The following is a 17072-nucleotide window of genomic DNA, read 5'->3' as shown; positions in this document are numbered from 1 at the left end:
ACATCCCTCTGCTTCCAGCATTTTCAGCGTAATATACGCAACTCTGATTCCATGGTCCACCAGACGCTCATCCACATGATTCAGCGTCCGGCATACAATCCCCGCCATATTTTTACTACTAATCTGTTTCATTCCACTTACCTGCAAGCAACACTTTCATGTTGATCATTTCTCTTTCCTCAGGATATATAAATTTATTATATATGATATTAATTGCACTTACAATTAAAAACTTGCAGGTAAAGAACTTTATTTTCACACAAATTTTAACCTAAGAAAATGTTCACAAAAGAACCAGGGTGTGTAAGATACACCCCCTGATCCCTAGAGCGTGTCACCGAATCCAGAAGGTATCCGCCATCAGAAGCCAGTTTGCCCGAAAAAGCTGCATAAGCTGCCAATAGCCCGTACCCACCAGACCAAATTCCTGTATCAGACCAAACTTTGCTCTAATACTCCGCACATCCTCAAACCATACTTCGTGTTCAATCCCCGCCTCTGTATAGCGGAAAAACGGGGACTGTGCCACTTCATCAAACTGTATGTTTACTCCATGCTCAATTGCGATCTGAACTGCTTCTATATTTCCAATGGTACGGGCTCTGGTCACTCTCCGCTCATACGGGAGCGGCCAGTCATATCCGTAATTCGGTATTCCAAGCTTAATCTTTTGTGGTGGAATCTCGGTTACGGCATATTCCACAACTCTCCGTACCATATTTAGGGGAGCAACGGCCATTGGCGGGCCGTATGTGTTGGGACGCTTATGGTGCAGGTGATTTTTCTAGTGATTGCACGTCTATTTTTTACAGATATTTATTTCTTTTTCCTATTCTGCTTTATGATTTGATTTACATAAGTGCTAAGTCCCGCAACCAGAATACCTTGCACAAACGTTGTAAATACAGCCAGTACAACATCTTGAAAATCGGAAAAATCAGAAGTCGCAAATACCCATAAACCACAAAGTACGATACCGCATATACCAAGTATAGCTGGGATATATTCATCCTTAACTATCCGGCTTTGCTTTAACCCTTCCCCCACAAAATAGAGTACCAACGCTGCAATAATTAATTCCGGTCTGATATAATCCATGATATCCATAAGTTTAGCCTCCTATTTGTGCGCTGATTGATTGATGTGCTTTTCTAATTTTTCATAGGCTTCTGATACATTGCCATTTGCTCCAAGCTGCTTTAGACCATCCAGGCAAGAAAGTAAGCCATAGCATATCAGACATTGTTCTTCTTTTAGTCTGTTAATTTCCTCAATCTTTTTATTCTGCCTGAGGTACCAACGGTATATCGTAAATATGCAGCTGAAAATTATAATCACTGCCGTAATAATACTGCCAGTAGTGATTATAGTATTTGAATCTATATACATATTATCATACTCCTTACCCCTTATTCTTTTAGTGTACATTTAGAAAGGGGGAGATTTTTCTCCCCCAGGCTTATAAATTTGCTAATTTTTCATAATTACTGAAATTAATATTTCTTTTTACTATATGGGTCAGAAAAATCACATTCCCTGCCATAAGTTCTAATGAAAAATCCTCCATCACGTCCATGTTTTCCTGTAGAGAAGATAAAACTCTGCCATTTGGTCGGCCATTCTTTATCCGTAATCAATTCTTCTTCTCTATAATATTGTTGTGCATTAGCCAATGTAGTAGCCGCAAGAGGTGACGTAGTAGAATGCATCTCTGCTGATACAATAATCTTATTTACATTTACAGCCTTTAAGAAGTCTAAAGACATGTTATTGGCAGTTCCATGATGCCCTTTCTTTAAGACAATTGCGCCTAAATCTTTTGCAGTGAATCTGTTCAGACTATAATTAGCAACAGCCTGTGCCTTAGTTATCTTTTTAGCAGCTGCAATATCAGCTGCAAGGTTGATATTATTAATGGTATTTGTTATCTTTACATTCCAATCTGCTTCATCTGCTGCTTTACCCAATAATAATTCTTCTGTATATAATTCAGCATCACCCATTGCAAGAAATTTTCTTCCTCCATTAATAATTTTCATAACGATAGACTGATTATTTTTTGAAGAAGAACCATCTTCAGAACCTTCATTTCCAATAATTTTTCTAATGTATGTCAAATTATCCGATGAATTATCTGATGGATTTGACAACCATTCCAGAGGCATAACATCTGCAGGATATGGACTTAGTATATTAAATATAATACCATCTACGCTAAAGCAGTTTCCTGCACAAACCATTTTTAATTTACTGAAATGTTCAGCATAATAAATCATGTTTTTGATATAATCGGTATTCTGCATAAACGGTAATTTACAGTTTACTCCTAAAACAACGTTCGAAAACTGATATCTTACGCTTTTATTAGTCTGGTTGGCCTGATTATATACCGCTTGTGATCCATTCCACTTATAACCGGTCAGATACTGAAATCCTTCCAAATGATCATGATGAGGATGTGTATTAATAAAATAATCAATTTTGATAACACCATTCGTTGCCTTTAATCCTACCGTTCCTCTTAAATATTTATCGATTTTATCTGCAGTATCTTTCAAGCCACAGTCAATTAATACTGTATTTCCATTCTTTGTACGGATAAAATGACAATCTCCTGTTTTCGGCTTACCATTTTCTACTCCAGTTACTCTTATTGAATGGAATTCCAGCATATGTGATTCTAGCTGACTTGGGATCTGAACATTCGTTTTCACTAAATCTTTTACAACCGTTGCATTCCCTTGCTTGGAAGTATACGCTTCAACTTTACAACCTAAAGTATAAACGGTTCCATTCGTTAATCCCTTATAAGTAAACTCATTGGATGTTCTTGTTGATTTAACTGCACCATTTAAGGTAAAGGTATACTGTTTAATATAGAATGAATCCGGTACACCAATTACTAACGTGATCGCTGCATCATTCCCTGTTTTACCTCTTTCGCTTGTTTTCAGCATTGTAAATACCATATCCGTTGCCGCAGGTACAGCAGCACTTCGGCTTTGAATGCCATTCATCATTACTGCATCATCAACGTAAAGTCCAATTGTACCCGGCTCTTCCGGCAGTGTTACTACTGCCTGGTAATCGGTTCCTCCACCAGTTACCAATAGGCTGGCTGACTCGCTTAATGTACCGCACATTTTAATCATACCAGGATCAAATGCTGCTGCTGCTTCTTCTGGTACTTCGATATTATAGATAGTTTCTGATCCACCCATAATAGCGTTTTCACCATCTACTTTCGTGATAGTTACCTGTCCAAATTTTCTTGTGATTTCGTTCATTTTGTTTCCTCCTAAAATTTTTATTTTTTATGCTCTGGATTATCTGTTTTATCAGTTCTCCCTTGCATATAAACATTGTATCATGTATTTTTATGCATACTATGCAACTTCAAATATCTCGTCACTCTTTTACTGATCACACTTTGATCCAGGTGAACTTTCCGCTCCACTTCTTTCTGCGTCAGGTTTTCCAGATAAAGATAGCGGAAAATCAGACGGGTCGTTACATCATCAATACCCGCAATAAACTCCTCCACCTCCAGCTTTTGCGCCACACACGCATCCATCTGCAGACTGAGTTTTACCTCCAGCTCCTCTATACGCTTCCATTTATCTTTAACCAAATGACCGGATGAATTGACCGGCTTCTTCTTCTCCGTCCGGTTCCTCATTCCATCATTCGAATCCTCTTTTCTGTAAATCATCATCTGATTCCTTTTATCTGCAATCTCTATTTTTAAAGATGCAATCTCTCGTTCTAAAACTTTATATTCTTCTAACTTCTTCTTGTCCAACATATCATACTCCTCCCATGCTTCCTGTTTATAATACAATTGTCTTTTATCACATCAGCCAGGGGATGTCCAAAGGAAAACTCACACAAATACGTAACCCTTCCCCCGTTTTCGCATATATTATTGCGAGGTGATTAAAATGCATTCTTGTGAACTGGTAGTAACAATCAGCGCCACCGCATGTGCCATATCAAAGGGGAAATCTCCCGATGAAATAGCCCTTTTGGCTACAATTTTCAGCCAGTTAGGCGATACTTTGGCTACGATAGCTGCCCAGGAAGCACTTTGTGCGCCAAACAACAGGGCAGCCGTCACACCACCTGATACGCCTGCAAATGTGACATCGGATTCGTCAGTAGATCCATCAGCAGATTCAATAGCAAATGCAGTAGCATATGCAACAGCGTTTGCTGCATCAGATTCGGCAGTATATACATCAGCCGATACCACACCGTTTGCTGCATCGAATTCCCCAGAAGAAATGACAAAGGACACGGAATAATTTCTGGGTCCTTTTCTTCAGCTTTTCTTAAGTATCTTTATAAATCTTTTATTCTCCTGCCACAACTTTGACACATTTACTTGTTATATTATGTACATACAAAGCGATAGAGCTTTTTTACATATACTTTTCTCTCCCTCCTGGACTAGCTGCGGCTGGTCCTATTTTTTTGTTCTTTTTACTCTTTCGTGCTGGTGCTATGCTATTTTATTTTTTGTACTTTTTACCATATCGTTCATGTAAGATATCCCACTCATCCCACAAACTCTGGGGTATATTACAGGCTTTGTTCTGCTCTTTTGTCCGTTTTTGCAGTACATAACACACACTTCCGGCAGAAACCTTTGCCTGTCTGGCAATCTGACGGTGTGTAAAACCCTGGCCATGAAGTTTTCTTATCTCTTCCTTTTTTCCCTCACTGAGTGCTTTCAATTCGATCTGCCTCCTTTCCCTATTTATCAGGAACATTTTCTGATGCCGTTCAGACATACCAACAATTCCAAAATATCATTTACGGTGTAACTTTTTTCTGCATTTAGGTCTGCCAGCGTTTCAAACCACCCCTCTGCAAATGCAACTGCACATTCCTGGGTAAATCCCTGTGATGACGATCGTTTCTCTATTCTTTCGATCAGATTGCGCATCTTCTCTCTCCTTTTCAATCTATTGATATCTTCCGTAAACATCGTTTTTATCCGTTCTATCAGCCCCCCACCGCGCAAGAAACTTCGCCGCCTCTGAAGCTGTCTGATTTAAAATATCCCTGATTTCATCTTCCTTTCTATTCTGATAATAATCATTACAGAAACTGACCTTTGTCTCTCCTATTTCCATTACTTCTACAATACGCCCCATAATTACCACCTCCTAAATTATCTTATGAAAAGACTTCTGTCCTTGTTTCAGTTTTTTCAAAAAGTAGTAATTATTATATCTTTTTTATTGCAAGAACTTCTCCCGCTTCCATTGACACCAAGTACAATTAATGGTAAAATATTCCTATATTCGAACATTTGTTTGTTTTTTATTGTTTCCTTTGAAATAAATAATCGGGGCTGTATTTGGGAAATAAAACTTTTTGGATCTTTAAAGCATCTTCATAATAAAACCCATTTTTTGTAGCCCCGTTGACGATATCACTGACAGTTTGATAGCGGTACCCGAGAAGTTCCCCCATTTGTAGAAATGTGACTTTCTCAACTTTCATTATCTCTAGCAGATTGTTATACATATTCCTTCTCCCTAATTCGTTATTCCGTATTTGATATTGCAATTATATTCTTAACTCAGTATTATGTCAAGAGATTTTATTCTTTATTTCGAATTTATTCGTAATTTCGAATATTCACGATTTACAAAATGCGAATTCGGATATATAATAGAAAGAAAACAAAAGAGGTGAGTATCGTGGAAAAAGCAAGAATCCTGGAACATTTAATCAAAGAACAGGGCTTCAACCTTAAATCATTTGCTGCAAAATGCGCTATACCATATACGACGCTATACGGTATCATCAAAAATGGTGTTGGCAAAGCCAGTGTGGATAATATCATCATCATCTGTAAAAATCTTGGTATTACGGTGGAATCACTGGAAGATATGGCAAAAGGCGGCTCTCAAAATCAATACGAGCCTTCTTATGATGATATGGAACAGTTGATCGCCCGCAACGGGAACAAACTCTCAACAAAGGAAAAAATGAAATTAATCAAACTCTTGTCCGAATTAGAATAATCCGGGAAGGTGAGTTTTATTGGACTATCAATTTATTCAAAAACAAGTATCAGATGTAATCATAGAGTGTGGGATCAGATCTTTTCCTATTGATACTTTCTATTTATTAAGGCATTATGGCTACAAGATTTATACCTATGATGAAATCCGGTATCAAAACGAACAATTATACGAAGTTGCCATAAAGTATTCAGCCGACGCATTTCGTTACAGAGGCATTGTCTGCTACAATTCAAATCAGGCTTCCGGGCGCATCGCCTTTTCTTTGATGCATGAACTGGGGCACCATATTTTGGGTCACAACGGAGAACAACAGCAAAATGAAGTAGAAGCAAACTACTTTGCCAGCAATATTCTGGCACCCCGCATTGCCATCTATTATGCCGGATGCAAAAATGCAAATGATGTACATCGGTTATTTAAGATAACCTATGAAGCTTCCGAATATGCATTTGAGGATTTCAGGCGGTGGCGGCGATTTCTGGTTACTCACAGACTGCGGTTTACGCCTGGAGAATTAGCTTTGTATCACCATTTTTATAATAAGGAACTGGATAAATTTGTCTGGAGTATCCGGGAATGCAGCAAATGTGGAAGACCTATTTATAATGATCTTTTTACTCATGAATGCTGCCGGTGCAGGCAGAAAAAGATGACTCGCAGAAACAAATCCACTCTTTGTGACGATCCCGTATTCGGGCTGTTCTGTGACGAGCAGAGCCAGCAGAATATACGAATTGCGGAATACAAATGGCTCTATGGCGACGATTACTAAATAGATCATAAATACAAGAGACGAGGTAAAAGTTTGAAACAAAAGCGTTTCAAACTACTTATTAATGCAATACCGCAGACTTGTCAGCGGTATGCAGGGGTAAAAGTTTGGAACAAAAGCGTTCCATACTTTCTATTGAAGCAGTACCGCAGACCCGTCAGCGGTATGCAATGGGTATAAGTGTGAAAGAAAATTGCTCTCACACTTTCTAATGATGCAGTGCCGCAGACCTGTGTGCGGTATGCAGGAGGTATAATTATGGGATTAATACGTTGCCCGGAGTGTGGCACACAGATTTCAGATAAAGCACGGGAATGCCCTAAATGCGGGTTTCCGATTTATCTTGAAGTGAATAGCTCTATAGAAAATAAAATATGTGATTTCTGCGGCAGTGAAAATGAGCATTATGCTAAATTTTGTACCAATTGCGGGGCAGGATTAGCCCGGACAGCGGAGAAAGAACCTGCATCTGAACCCTTGGGTGCCTGTATTTACTGCGGCAAACTGTTTCCCCAAGGAGAAATCGTGGAGATTGAAGGCAAAAATTATTGCAGGGAATGCGTCCCCAGGTTATTGGCTGAACAAAAGAACCTGAATGCAAATATGGCATACAATTATGCGCCACCGCCTCCTGCTCCCCAATATAGCAATTATGTTCCCTCCCCTGATTACAACCAGGATTACAGCAGTCACAAGAGTAAAGCGATTACCCTGCTCTTATGTATATTTTTCGGATATATGGGCATCCATCAGTTTTACTCCGGGAAGATCGGCATGGGCATACTTTACTTGTTTACCGGCGGTATCTTTGGATTTGGATGGATCATCGATATCATCCGTGTGGCACTTGGAGTATTTAGGGATTCCCGTGGTTTGCCCATTAAATATTAAGGTACTATTTATTACTCCTGGCAATAGAATAAATCAGGGGTGATAACATGGATAACATAAAACCATACTATATTTATCTTAGGAAATCCCGCTCCGATCGGGAAGCTGAACAACATGGAGAGGGCGAAACCCTGGCGCGCCACGAAAAGGTTTTGACAGATCTGGCACACCGCAATCAGATGCAGGTCACCAAAGTATTCCGGGAGGTTGTTTCCGGTGAAACCATTGCGGCACGCCCTCAGATGCAGGCTTTGCTCACGGATGTGGAACAGGGTCTGTGTGCGGGTGTTCTGGTTATGGAAATTGAACGTCTGGCGCGGGGTGATACAAAAGATCAGGGAATTGTAGCGGAAGCTTTTAAATATGGGAATGTAAAAATTATTACACCCATGAAAGTCTACGACCCTTCTAATGAATTTGACGAGGAGTATTTTGAATTTGGGCTTTTTATGAGCAGACGGGAATACAAAACCATAAACCGCAGAATTCAGAGAGGACGTATTGCTTCTGTTAAAGAAGGAAAATTTATATCCAGCATACCTCCCTATGGCTATGAAAAAGTTCCTGTTGAAAATGATAAAGGCTATACACTTCGGATTAACCCAAAAGAAGCAGAAATTGTCAGGATGATCTTTAACTGGTATACACAGGGCTTCTTACAGCCAGATGGAACCTGTCTTCCATTGTCCACTGCTTCCATCTGCCATAAGCTGGATTTACTCCACAAGAAACCACAAAGAGCTGATCACTGGTCACCATCCAGCATCCGGGATATCTTAAAAAACCCGGTATATACTGGATCTATCCGCTGGGCATACCGTAAGGAAATGCGGCTTCTGAAAAACGGAATAGTGGAAACACACCGAATCACATCTGATAATTATATTCAGTGCAAAGGACTTCACCAGGGAATTATTTCCCGGGAACTCTTTGATACTGCTCAAAAACGAATGAAATCCTATCGAAAATCTTCCACGAAATGCAGTAACCTTTTAAAAAATCCACTTGCCGGAATCCTGGTTTGTGCAAAATGCAATACCCCCATGACACGGCTTGCGCCAAATAAAAAAACGAATTATGCATTGATTAAATGTCCCAACAGAGATTGTGACAATATCTCTGCACCTCTGGATCTTCTGGAAAAGCAGCTGATCACCGCTTTAGAACACTGGTTTAAAAACTGTACACTGAATCCGGACGTTCTGCAAACAACAATATCTACTCATACAGATCTTCATTATCTGAAAAATTCCATAGATGAATTAAAAAAAGAACTGGCAGCCCTGGATAAACAACTGGATAATGCCTTCGCCTTTTTTGAGCGGGGAATCTACACAGAAGTGGAGTTTCAAAAAAGAAAAAGCTGTATTTCTTCACAAATAGATGCCATAAACTCAGACTTATCCACATTACAATCTGAATATGAACAATTATTGTGTATGACGCAAACATCCACTTCGGATCTGCTTACACAAACAGATTTTTATATATTAGATATCTACCGGCATATGGACAGTGCTGCCGGAAAAAACCAACTTCTGAAATCTATTCTGGAAAAGGTGGAATACCTGAAATCAGAAAAAAATAAACGAGGGGAAAAATGCAGGGGAAACTTTCAGCTGACTATATATCCGAAAATTCCGAAAATATAGCTGAACAAATATAGTTGAACAAATACAGTTGAGCAAATACAGTTGAGCAAATATAGTTGAGCAAATATAGATGACCTGTGTTCCTGGCAGATGTATGTGTAACCCCATTCATAAGTCATCAGCAGTACCCGGTTCGCCGCCGCCCCCAATGCCGGGTAATCCTTTCCTTCATACAATAACCCAACCTGGTCTGACGAGGTTTTCGGTGCCAGAGCTACCGAAACCTGATAGCCCAGAGCATTAAAAAACTTCACAGCATTCTGCACAAATCTGGTAAAAGCATCCCGGTCTTCCGCCAGGATATATTCAAAATCAATATCCAGTCCCTGGTATCCCCTTTCCTGCATTACAATCCGCAGATTCTGGAAGAGCTGCTGCTCTGCTGACGGATTATTCACAACCGCTGTGATCAGATTATTGTTAAACTGCCCATCTGGTCCAAATGGCGTTAATGTTAGGATCGGAAGTGTTTCAAACTCCACTGCCGCCCTGATCACCCAGGTATCATCCATAACTGGCGGAACCAGTTCGCCCTGTCCCGTAAACCCATAAGAAAATATTTCTATATCTGTCAAATATGGCAGGGTTTGTTCCAGCACCCAGGGACTTATAAATGGATATGCATAACCATTTGATACAATTGTCCGCCGATTCGTGTTCTCATTTCCCCCAGGCATTAATAGCGCCTGCCCAACAGCAAGACGGTATGGATATTCCAGTTGGTTGTTATATATTAACGCATCCAGGGATACGCCATACCTGTCTGCAATTGTATTCACACTATCCCCGCTTTGAACTACATATATCCACATTTTATTAGACCCTTACACTTTATCATAATTATTATATGAAAAAGTCCCGTAAGCGTTTGAACTTACGGGACTTTTTCTTCTCCGGCTGCAGAGAGCATTTTTCAGGCACGCTCCGGGACATTTCTAAAACATATCTTTAAAATTTGTATGTTCCTCAACCTGTACGGTCACTTTCGCCATCTTGGATGTATCTCCAAGCAGGATTGCTCCGCACAGTCTGTTATTTGAAAAATAATATTTTTCATAGACCATTTTCATCGGATCTTTAAATTCTACGGTTTTGTATTTTATATCCGCATTCTTGCCGTTGTCTCCTATTGCAAACAGCGCCGTATCCATTCCGTGGAAGGTCAGTGCAGCATTAACCGTTTCATAAGTAAGGCTGTCACCGGCTGCATTGGCACCGGCCACTTTTCCCATTTCCAGTGCCTGTGGCCAGATGGCGTAATTGATGCCTTTATACTGGGCACAGTCACCGCAGGCATAAATGTCTGTAAGATTAGTGTGCATTTTTTCATCCACCACAATCGCCCGGTCTGTCTGAATTCCGGCTTCCTGGGCAACCTTTGTACTGGCTCTTACGCCGGCTGAGACGATTACCAGGTCAGCAGGAATTACCTCTCCGCCAGCCAGACGTACTCCGGTAACTGCTCCTTCGCCTTCGATTTCTTCCACATTTGCACCCATACGGATAGCCATTTTCTTTTCAAGTATGATGTCCTTTAGCATATCACTGGCACCTGCATCCAGTTGTCTGCCCATTAACTGATTCGCCACTTCAACGATGGTAACCTGGCATTTTGCCTTGCTCAGTTCCCATGCTGCTTCCAGCCCCAGTACACCGCCGCCGATCACAACTGCATGTTTCACATCCGGCAGCATATTTCCGATCTTCACCACATCTGACAGTCTTCGGATTGCAACTACCTGATCTTTGTCATGTCCCGGAATCGGCGGTACAAAGCACTCAGAGCCAAGAGCATAGATGCACTTGTCATATTTTAGTTTTAATCCGTCTGCAAACGCCACCTCTTTCAACTGAGTATCCATACTTTGTACAGTCTTATCTAATACATTAATGATATTTCTGTCCTGATACCACTGCTCATCATGGATCGCAAGCTGAGAGGGGTTAAAAGATGCCAGCATGGATTTCGTAAGCATGGGGCGGTTATAGCTTAATACGGATTCATTGGATACCATGACGATAGAACAGGTCTTATTCCTTTCCCGGATGGCTTCTGCCGCACTCACTCCAGCCGCGCCGTTTCCAAGGATTAAATAAAATTCACTGGTATCCTTCCGGTAGCTTACTTCTTCTACCTCTACCGGAACAAAATTTTCTTTTCCAACGCCGCAGACCGGACATATTTCGATTCCTTCTTCAAAGATCTCACCGCAGACCAGGCATTTTACCAGCTTCTTCTTCGCTGATTTTTCCTTAACTCTGGGATTTTCTTTGTCTAACAGTATACATCCGAAATCGTAACCATAGTCATAAGCCTCAATCAGATCATTTTTCCCCGGCTTAAATTTAATCCGCAGGCCATCCACAACTTTCATACGCAGCTGCTTCAACCGCTCCACGATATGATTGACGCCTTCTCCACTCCATCCATAGCTTCCAAAAGCACTGGCAAGTTTCCCGCCGTGTGTGCATGCGAACATGGACGTGGTCAGATCCCAGATCGGTTTCAGGGCTTCGCCTACAATGGTTGGTGTCCCGAACAAGATTCCGTCTGCAAATCCGATATCTGCAAGGACTTCAGCCTGGTCTGAGGTCACACAGTCATGAAGGTGCACATCGATATTTCCGCTTTCCCGGATTCCTCTTGCTATTTCCTCCGCTATTTGGGCCGTATAACCATAGGCGCTTACATATGGGATTACCACCGTTTTCTCCTGATTGGGATTGATTACCGTACTCCACTTCAGATAAGTATCCAGAATTTCCGGAATTTTACTGTCCAGAACCGGTCCGTGTCCGGTACAGATCATGTCAATATCCAGATTTTCTATCCTTTTTAATGCTTTTAACATGTATGGTTTAAATGGTCCGATAATATTATCAAAATAATATTTCAGGGCAGTCATATAGCCTTCTTCATCGGTAACCTGGCTTCGCAGAACTCCGTCAAAGGTATAGTGGCTTCCAAAAGAATCACAGGTAACCAGCACTTTGTCTTCTTCCACATAAGTATACATGGTATCCGGCCAATGGAGATTTGGCAGAATCATAAAATGAAGTGTTTTATCGCCCAGTGAAAGGGTATCATTCTCTTTTACCGGGATGCTGTAAAAGTCACGGTTTACAATATTTTTCAGGAAGCTGATCGCAACAGCAGTTCCCACTATTTTAATATTCGGATTCATTTCAATCAGCTTTTCCACACTGCCTGCATGGTCCGGCTCCGTATGATCCACAATAATATAATCTATTTTATTGATATCCACCAGCTGATTTAACTCTGCAAGATAAGTGTCAAAAAATTTAAACTTTGCCGTTTCGAACAAAGCTGTCTTTTCACTGCCTTTGATCAGATAGGAATTATATGTGGTTCCAAATTCTGTTTCCATTATAATATCAAAGACGCGAAGATCCTTGTCCTTGATTCCGGTCCAATATAAATTTTTCTTTAATTCTAAAGTTTCCATACTACACCTCTCCTTTGCGATTGCATTTTATATCTGCTATTTTAACATATATCCCAGCCTAAATATATGCTTTCGAAAAATTTAAGATTAAAGGTCATCCACAAGTGCAGTGCTCTTGGCATAGGCTGTGCTTCTGGCCTCAAAGAAATCCGTCTTGATCAGGTTCGCATTGCTGTACTGACTTACCCAGGACATACTGGAGGGTTCCTCATCATGTCCTTCATACAGCTTTTTAAACCCGAGATTTGTACAGCGCAGATTCCCCAGATATTGTATATAATCGGTAATCATTTCTTTGGTCAATCCCGGGATCGCATCACCGATCACATAATGCCCCCAGCGGATTTCCTGCTCACAGCCTTCCCGTATCATCTCACGGTAGACATCCACTTTTACATTGGTGAACAAACCGGGTTCTTCTTTTTTCAGCTCCAGAATCATGTTGCGGAACAGCCAGAGATGGGTATTTTCATCCCGATTGATATAACGAATTTCCTGTGCAGATCCGGGCATTTTATGATTTCGTCCCAGATTATAGAAAAACATAAATCCACTGTAGAAATACACACCTTCTAAGATATAGTTGGCGATAACCGTCTTCAAAAATGTATCCGTATCTTTTTTCTTCTGAAATTCATTGTAAAGGTTCCCTATGAAGGTATTTCTCTCCAGAAGATAAGCATCATTTTTCCACTGGTATAAAACCTCATTGCGCTTCTGGGGCTCACAGATGGTATCCAGCATATAGCTGTAGCTCTGGCTGTGTACCGCTTCCTGGAACGCCTGAATGGAGAGGCAGAGATTCACCTCATTTGCTGTGATATATTCTGCAACTGCAGGCAGATTCGCTGTCTGGATACTGTCCAGGAAGACCAGAAAGGAAAGTATTTTATCATAGGCACGGCGTTCTTCCTCCGGTAAATTGGGATAATCTTTCACATCGGAAGTCAGATTGATTTCCTCGGGCACCCAGAAATTATTCATCGCCTGGCGGTACCAGTCGCTGACCCAGCCATATTTCATATTATTAAAATCGTTCAGGTTCGTTGTATTCCCGTTAATCATCCTTCGGTTTCTTACCTCAATATCTCCTTCTGGATTAAATAACGGCTTTTTTCTTAATTCTTCCATGTGGCAATCTCCTCCTTAACTGGAACATACTTCACATTCTTCTACCTCCAGGCTTTTGGAGCGTATATAATAAAGCGTCTTCACCTTATTCTCCCAGGCTGATATATAGAGGTTCAGCACCTGTCGGAAGGTATAGTCATTGGTAATATACAGGTTTACACTCTGTGCCTGGTCAATATGGCGCTGCCTGATACCTGCCGCCCTAACCGACCATTCCTGATTGATATAGTGGGCATTCTTATAGAGCCAGAAAGTATCATAGGATAAATCCGGCGCCACTCTTGGCATAAGCCCGCTCTTTTTCTCTTCTAAGAAGTAGCGGTTCATAATGGGATCCACGCCAGCGGTTGTTCCCGCAATGATGCTGGTACTGCTGGTTGGCGCCACTGCCATGAGATAACCGTTTCGGATTCCGTGTTTCCTTACCTCTTCTTTAAGCCCTCTCCACCGCTCGTCCGTATATCCCCGCTTCGCAAAATAAGCCCCGCTTTCCCAGTCACTTCCTGTAAAATAAGGATAAGCACCTTTTTCTTCTGCTATTTTTCCGCTCGCTTTAATCGCTGCAAAATTAATATTTTCAAACACCTGATCCACAAAATCCAGATGAGCATCTGTCTCCCAGCCGATTCCGTTTTTTGCAAGCATGTGATGGTACCCGCTGACTCCCAAGCCAATTGCACGGTACCGTCCATTGTTGATTTTCGCATAAGGCACCGGATAGAAGTTCAGATCAATCACATTGTCCAGGGCGCGCACTGCACTTTCCACAACATTTTCCAGACTGTTCTTATCATTTACATCCAGATTCCCCAGAGACAGACTAGCCAGATTACATACCACATAATCCCCGGGCTTTGTCACAGAAACAACCACCGTTTCTCCATCGATGACTTCCACCCGTTCTTCCACCTGCTCTACCGGGCTCATATTCTGGGCGATCTCGGTACACAGGTTGCTGCAGTAAATCATGCCTTTATGTTTATTGGGGTTTTTATCATTTACCTGGTCCCTGTTAAAGGTAAATGGCGTTCCGGTCTCTACTGCACTTTTAATAATCAGCCGGATCAGCTCCTTCATAGGAATCACTCTTTTATGAATCCGGTAGTCTTCCACACAGGACTGGTATTTTGTCTCCCATTCTTCTCCATAACTGTCTTCCAGGGAATATCCTTTAACGGTACGTATTTCATGGGGACACATCAAATACCAGTCCCCTTCAATATCCTCTTTCGCCTTCTTCCAGAATAAATCGGGATAGCACACTGCCGGGAATACATCATGCGCTTTCATTCGGTCATCCCCATTATTGGTTCTTAAATTCAAGAACTCCGGAAGATCTTTGTGCCATGCATCCAGATAAACAGCCACCGCACCCTGGCGCACTCCAAGCTGGTCTACTGCAACGGCTGTGTCATTGGCAAGCTTAATCCAGCGAATCACGCCGCCGGCTGCTCCTTTAAATCCACGTATGGTACTTCCCGCTGCTCTGACTTTTCCAAAATACAGCCCCATACCTCCGCCAAATTTGCTGACCTGGGCAAAATTATCGATACTCCGGTAAATTCCATCCAGACTGTCAGGAACCGTATCGATAAAGCAGGAAGAGAGCTGATGATAAGGCTTTCTGGCATTGGACATGGTCGGCGTCGCCATTGTGACCTGAAGTGTGCTCAGCATATCATAGAAGCGTTTCACCCACGCACTCCGCCCTGTCTTCTCCTTCATCCCAAGGTGCATGGCGATTCCCAGGAACATTTCCTGGGGTGTCTCAAGAGGGGCATTTGATCTGCTTCGGATCACATAACGGTTTAATAAAAGCTCTAATCCGGAGTAGGTAAAGAGCTGATTCCGATCATCTGCCAGATAAGTCTCAAACAGATCTATCTCCTCTTTACGATAGTGTTCCAAAATATAACTTCCATAAAGATCCTCATTTACCAGAAATACTACCTTCTCATAAAAGCTGTTCAGATTATATTCTTCCATCTGTATGCTGAGCTTATTTTGAAACTGCAGCATCAGCAGGCGCGCAGCAATAAACTCCCATTTGGGAGCCTCCTGTGTGGTGAGTTCTACTGCCGCTTTTGTAAGCATTGCCAGTTTTTCTTTTAAAAGCATGTCCGGTTTCTGAAATGCCAGGAATTTTGCCAGAAGATGTTCCAGGCTGTAGGGCAGATCCATAAAGGATTTCTGAACATCTTTTAAGACCCCATCCAGTGTCTGGAAATCCGCAAAATACTTCATAATGCTCTGCCTTGCCGCCCGTTCCCTGCTGCGTTCATTCCGGTACAGGATAAAGCTCTTCAGAGCACCGTAATAATTCTTTTCCGTCAGTGTAATTTCAATCTGGTCCTGAATCATCTCTACCTGAAGGGGTACTCCTTTTTCCACCAGTTCCAGAACCTTTGCTTCCACAGAAGCTGCAAGCTCTTCCAGCAGCTCATCCGGGCATACCTGATCCACACTTTTAAAAGCAAGTCTGATTACATTTTTTATCTTATCCAGAGCATATTCTTCCGACTGCCCATTCCTTTTTAAAATCTCCATATTCAGTGACCTTCCGCATTTATTATTTAGTAGTAGTTATCATTACTATAATGATACTAGCACAATATATAGCATTTGGCAATTATTTTATTCCTACATTTAGTAATTTCCTGAAATTGGAGAAATATACATAAGTTTCTTTGCAGCCCATAATTTTTGAATTCACAATGAAAACGCAGTTTGTTTTATTGTGCTTATTCTCTGCAGATCGTATAGGACCCGTCACCCATACCACCAATCCAGGAACTATAGAACTCTTCTGCTGCTTTTTCAAAATACCAGGTATCTTTTACACCTGCGGATTCATAAGGTGAATGCATGGCAAGCTGTGCCAGCCCCACATCTACTGTATTTAATGCAACTTGTGTACTGGATATGTTTCCCAGTGTAGATCCGCCCTGCATATCCGAACGGTTGACAAACGTCTGATATGGCACTTCTGCCCGATCGCAGATCATTTTAAATACCGCTGCCGAGACTGCATCTGTGGTATACTTCTGATTAGCACTGTACTTTATCACGATTCCTCCGTTCAGATACGGACGGTTGGTGGGGTCTGTCTTCTTTGTAT

16 protein-coding genes and 2 pseudogenes are annotated in these 17072 nt (G+C 41.5%); 5 read left to right on the top strand and 13 right to left on the bottom strand.

The window, feature by feature from the left end:
• Positions 1-334 precede the first annotated feature (334 nt).
• The 5 genes and pseudogenes from ACH2DQ_RS24905 to ACH2DQ_RS24885 form a co-directional block, all read right to left on the bottom strand.
• Positions 335-748: pseudogene (locus tag ACH2DQ_RS24905) on the bottom strand (glycosyl hydrolase family 18 protein); the annotation flags it as partial.
• A 68-nt stretch (positions 749-816) separates the two neighbouring features.
• Positions 817-1107, bottom strand: coding sequence for a phage holin family protein (locus tag ACH2DQ_RS24900; protein ID WP_394915036.1), 291 nt, complete (start codon positions 1105-1107; stop codon positions 817-819).
• 12 nt (positions 1108-1119) lie between these two features.
• Positions 1120-1389: a hypothetical protein gene (locus ACH2DQ_RS24895; RefSeq protein WP_027293033.1), complete on the bottom strand. Its 270-nt coding sequence runs from the start codon at positions 1387-1389 to the stop codon at positions 1120-1122.
• A gap of 104 nt (positions 1390-1493) precedes the next feature.
• Positions 1494-3287 carry a ComEC/Rec2 family competence protein gene (locus ACH2DQ_RS24890; protein WP_394915035.1) on the bottom strand — a complete coding sequence of 598 codons (1794 nt, stop codon included), beginning with the start codon at positions 3285-3287 and terminating at the stop codon, positions 1494-1496.
• A gap of 80 nt (positions 3288-3367) precedes the next feature.
• Positions 3368-3805, bottom strand: a complete 438-nt coding sequence (locus ACH2DQ_RS24885; RefSeq protein ID WP_394915034.1) for a hypothetical protein — start codon at positions 3803-3805, stop codon at positions 3368-3370.
• 136 nt (positions 3806-3941) lie between these two features.
• Between ACH2DQ_RS24885 and ACH2DQ_RS24880 the strand changes: the two genes are divergently transcribed.
• Positions 3942-4304 (top strand): DUF6774 domain-containing protein, encoded by a 363-nt coding sequence (locus ACH2DQ_RS24880; protein ID WP_394915033.1) that lies wholly within the window; start codon positions 3942-3944, stop codon positions 4302-4304.
• Positions 4305-4511: 207 nt separating this feature from the next.
• On the opposite strand, the gene ACH2DQ_RS24875 is transcribed toward ACH2DQ_RS24880, so the two are convergent.
• From ACH2DQ_RS24875 to ACH2DQ_RS24865, 3 genes are read right to left on the bottom strand one after another with little or no spacing between them, the layout of a single operon-like run.
• On the bottom strand, positions 4512-4736 hold the full coding sequence (locus tag ACH2DQ_RS24875) for a hypothetical protein (RefSeq protein WP_394915032.1): 225 nt from the start codon (positions 4734-4736) through the stop codon (positions 4512-4514).
• 26 nt (positions 4737-4762) lie between these two features.
• On the bottom strand, positions 4763-4948 hold the full coding sequence (locus tag ACH2DQ_RS24870) for a hypothetical protein (RefSeq protein WP_394915031.1): 186 nt from the start codon (positions 4946-4948) through the stop codon (positions 4763-4765).
• A 19-nt stretch (positions 4949-4967) separates the two neighbouring features.
• On the bottom strand, positions 4968-5159 hold the full coding sequence (locus ACH2DQ_RS24865; RefSeq protein WP_394915030.1) for a hypothetical protein: 192 nt from the start codon (positions 5157-5159) through the stop codon (positions 4968-4970).
• A gap of 552 nt (positions 5160-5711) precedes the next feature.
• On the opposite strand from ACH2DQ_RS24865, the gene ACH2DQ_RS24860 reads away from it, so the two are divergent.
• The 4 genes from ACH2DQ_RS24860 to ACH2DQ_RS24845 all read left to right on the top strand — a co-directional run bounded on the left by ACH2DQ_RS24860 (position 5712) and on the right by ACH2DQ_RS24845 (position 9356).
• The gene (locus tag ACH2DQ_RS24860) at positions 5712-6038 is read left to right on the top strand and encodes a helix-turn-helix domain-containing protein (RefSeq protein WP_394915029.1); all 327 of its coding nucleotides are present in this window, start codon (positions 5712-5714) and stop codon (positions 6036-6038) included.
• 19 nt (positions 6039-6057) lie between these two features.
• Positions 6058-6813 (top strand): ImmA/IrrE family metallo-endopeptidase, encoded by a 756-nt coding sequence (locus tag ACH2DQ_RS24855; RefSeq protein WP_394915028.1) that lies wholly within the window; start codon positions 6058-6060, stop codon positions 6811-6813.
• A gap of 258 nt (positions 6814-7071) precedes the next feature.
• Positions 7072-7704 carry a TM2 domain-containing protein gene (locus ACH2DQ_RS24850; protein ID WP_394915027.1) on the top strand — a complete coding sequence of 211 codons (633 nt, stop codon included), beginning with the start codon at positions 7072-7074 and terminating at the stop codon, positions 7702-7704.
• 47 nt (positions 7705-7751) lie between these two features.
• Complete coding sequence (locus ACH2DQ_RS24845; protein WP_394915026.1) at positions 7752-9356, top strand: recombinase family protein; 1605 nt, start codon at positions 7752-7754, stop codon at positions 9354-9356.
• On the opposite strand, the gene ACH2DQ_RS24840 is transcribed toward ACH2DQ_RS24845, so the two are convergent.
• The 5 genes and pseudogenes from ACH2DQ_RS24840 to ACH2DQ_RS24820 form a co-directional block, all read right to left on the bottom strand.
• Positions 9320-10168, bottom strand: coding sequence for a glycosyl hydrolase family 18 protein (locus tag ACH2DQ_RS24840; RefSeq protein ID WP_395028598.1), 849 nt, complete (start codon positions 10166-10168; stop codon positions 9320-9322). The two genes, ACH2DQ_RS24845 and ACH2DQ_RS24840, sit on opposite strands and share 37 nt — an antisense overlap.
• 123 nt (positions 10169-10291) lie before the next feature.
• A complete protein-coding gene (locus ACH2DQ_RS24835; protein ID WP_394915024.1) occupies positions 10292-12823 on the bottom strand; it encodes an FAD-dependent oxidoreductase in 2532 nt (843 codons plus the stop codon).
• An 87-nt stretch (positions 12824-12910) separates the two neighbouring features.
• Positions 12911-13954 carry a ribonucleotide-diphosphate reductase subunit beta gene (locus ACH2DQ_RS24830; protein ID WP_394915023.1) on the bottom strand — a complete coding sequence of 348 codons (1044 nt, stop codon included), beginning with the start codon at positions 13952-13954 and terminating at the stop codon, positions 12911-12913.
• Between the two features lie 15 nt (positions 13955-13969).
• Positions 13970-16501, bottom strand: coding sequence for a ribonucleoside-diphosphate reductase subunit alpha (locus ACH2DQ_RS24825; RefSeq protein ID WP_394915022.1), 2532 nt, complete (start codon positions 16499-16501; stop codon positions 13970-13972).
• A gap of 194 nt (positions 16502-16695) precedes the next feature.
• Positions 16696-17072 (bottom strand): annotated as a pseudogene (locus ACH2DQ_RS24820) (M18 family aminopeptidase); the annotation flags it as partial.

The sequence above is a fragment of the Robinsoniella sp. genome (assembly GCF_034124845.1).
Note: the sequence above shows the minus strand (reverse complement) of the source record. Positions and strands in the feature narration are given on the sequence as shown.

Excerpts from the sequence above, each read along its gene's own strand:
- ACH2DQ_RS24900 (WP_394915036.1), bottom strand. The coding sequence starts at position 1,107 with ATGGATATCATGGATTATATCAGACCGGAATTAATTATTGCAGCGTTG.
- ACH2DQ_RS24895 (WP_027293033.1), bottom strand. The coding sequence starts at position 1,389 with ATGTATATAGATTCAAATACTATAATCACTACTGGCAGTATTATTACG.
- ACH2DQ_RS24890 (WP_394915035.1), bottom strand. The coding sequence starts at position 3,287 with ATGAACGAAATCACAAGAAAATTTGGACAGGTAACTATCACGAAAGTA.
- ACH2DQ_RS24885 (WP_394915034.1), bottom strand. The coding sequence starts at position 3,805 with ATGTTGGACAAGAAGAAGTTAGAAGAATATAAAGTTTTAGAACGAGAG.
- ACH2DQ_RS24880 (WP_394915033.1), top strand. The coding sequence starts at position 3,942 with ATGCATTCTTGTGAACTGGTAGTAACAATCAGCGCCACCGCATGTGCC.
- ACH2DQ_RS24870 (WP_394915031.1), bottom strand. The coding sequence starts at position 4,948 with ATGCGCAATCTGATCGAAAGAATAGAGAAACGATCGTCATCACAGGGA.
- ACH2DQ_RS24865 (WP_394915030.1), bottom strand. The coding sequence starts at position 5,159 with ATGGGGCGTATTGTAGAAGTAATGGAAATAGGAGAGACAAAGGTCAGT.
- ACH2DQ_RS24850 (WP_394915027.1), top strand. The coding sequence starts at position 7,072 with ATGGGATTAATACGTTGCCCGGAGTGTGGCACACAGATTTCAGATAAA.
- ACH2DQ_RS24845 (WP_394915026.1), top strand. The coding sequence starts at position 7,752 with ATGGATAACATAAAACCATACTATATTTATCTTAGGAAATCCCGCTCC.
- ACH2DQ_RS24840 (WP_395028598.1), bottom strand. The coding sequence starts at position 10,168 with ATGTGGATATATGTAGTTCAAAGCGGGGATAGTGTGAATACAATTGCA.
- ACH2DQ_RS24835 (WP_394915024.1), bottom strand. The coding sequence starts at position 12,823 with ATGGAAACTTTAGAATTAAAGAAAAATTTATATTGGACCGGAATCAAG.
- ACH2DQ_RS24830 (WP_394915023.1), bottom strand. The coding sequence starts at position 13,954 with ATGGAAGAATTAAGAAAAAAGCCGTTATTTAATCCAGAAGGAGATATT.
- ACH2DQ_RS24825 (WP_394915022.1), bottom strand. The coding sequence starts at position 16,501 with ATGGAGATTTTAAAAAGGAATGGGCAGTCGGAAGAATATGCTCTGGAT.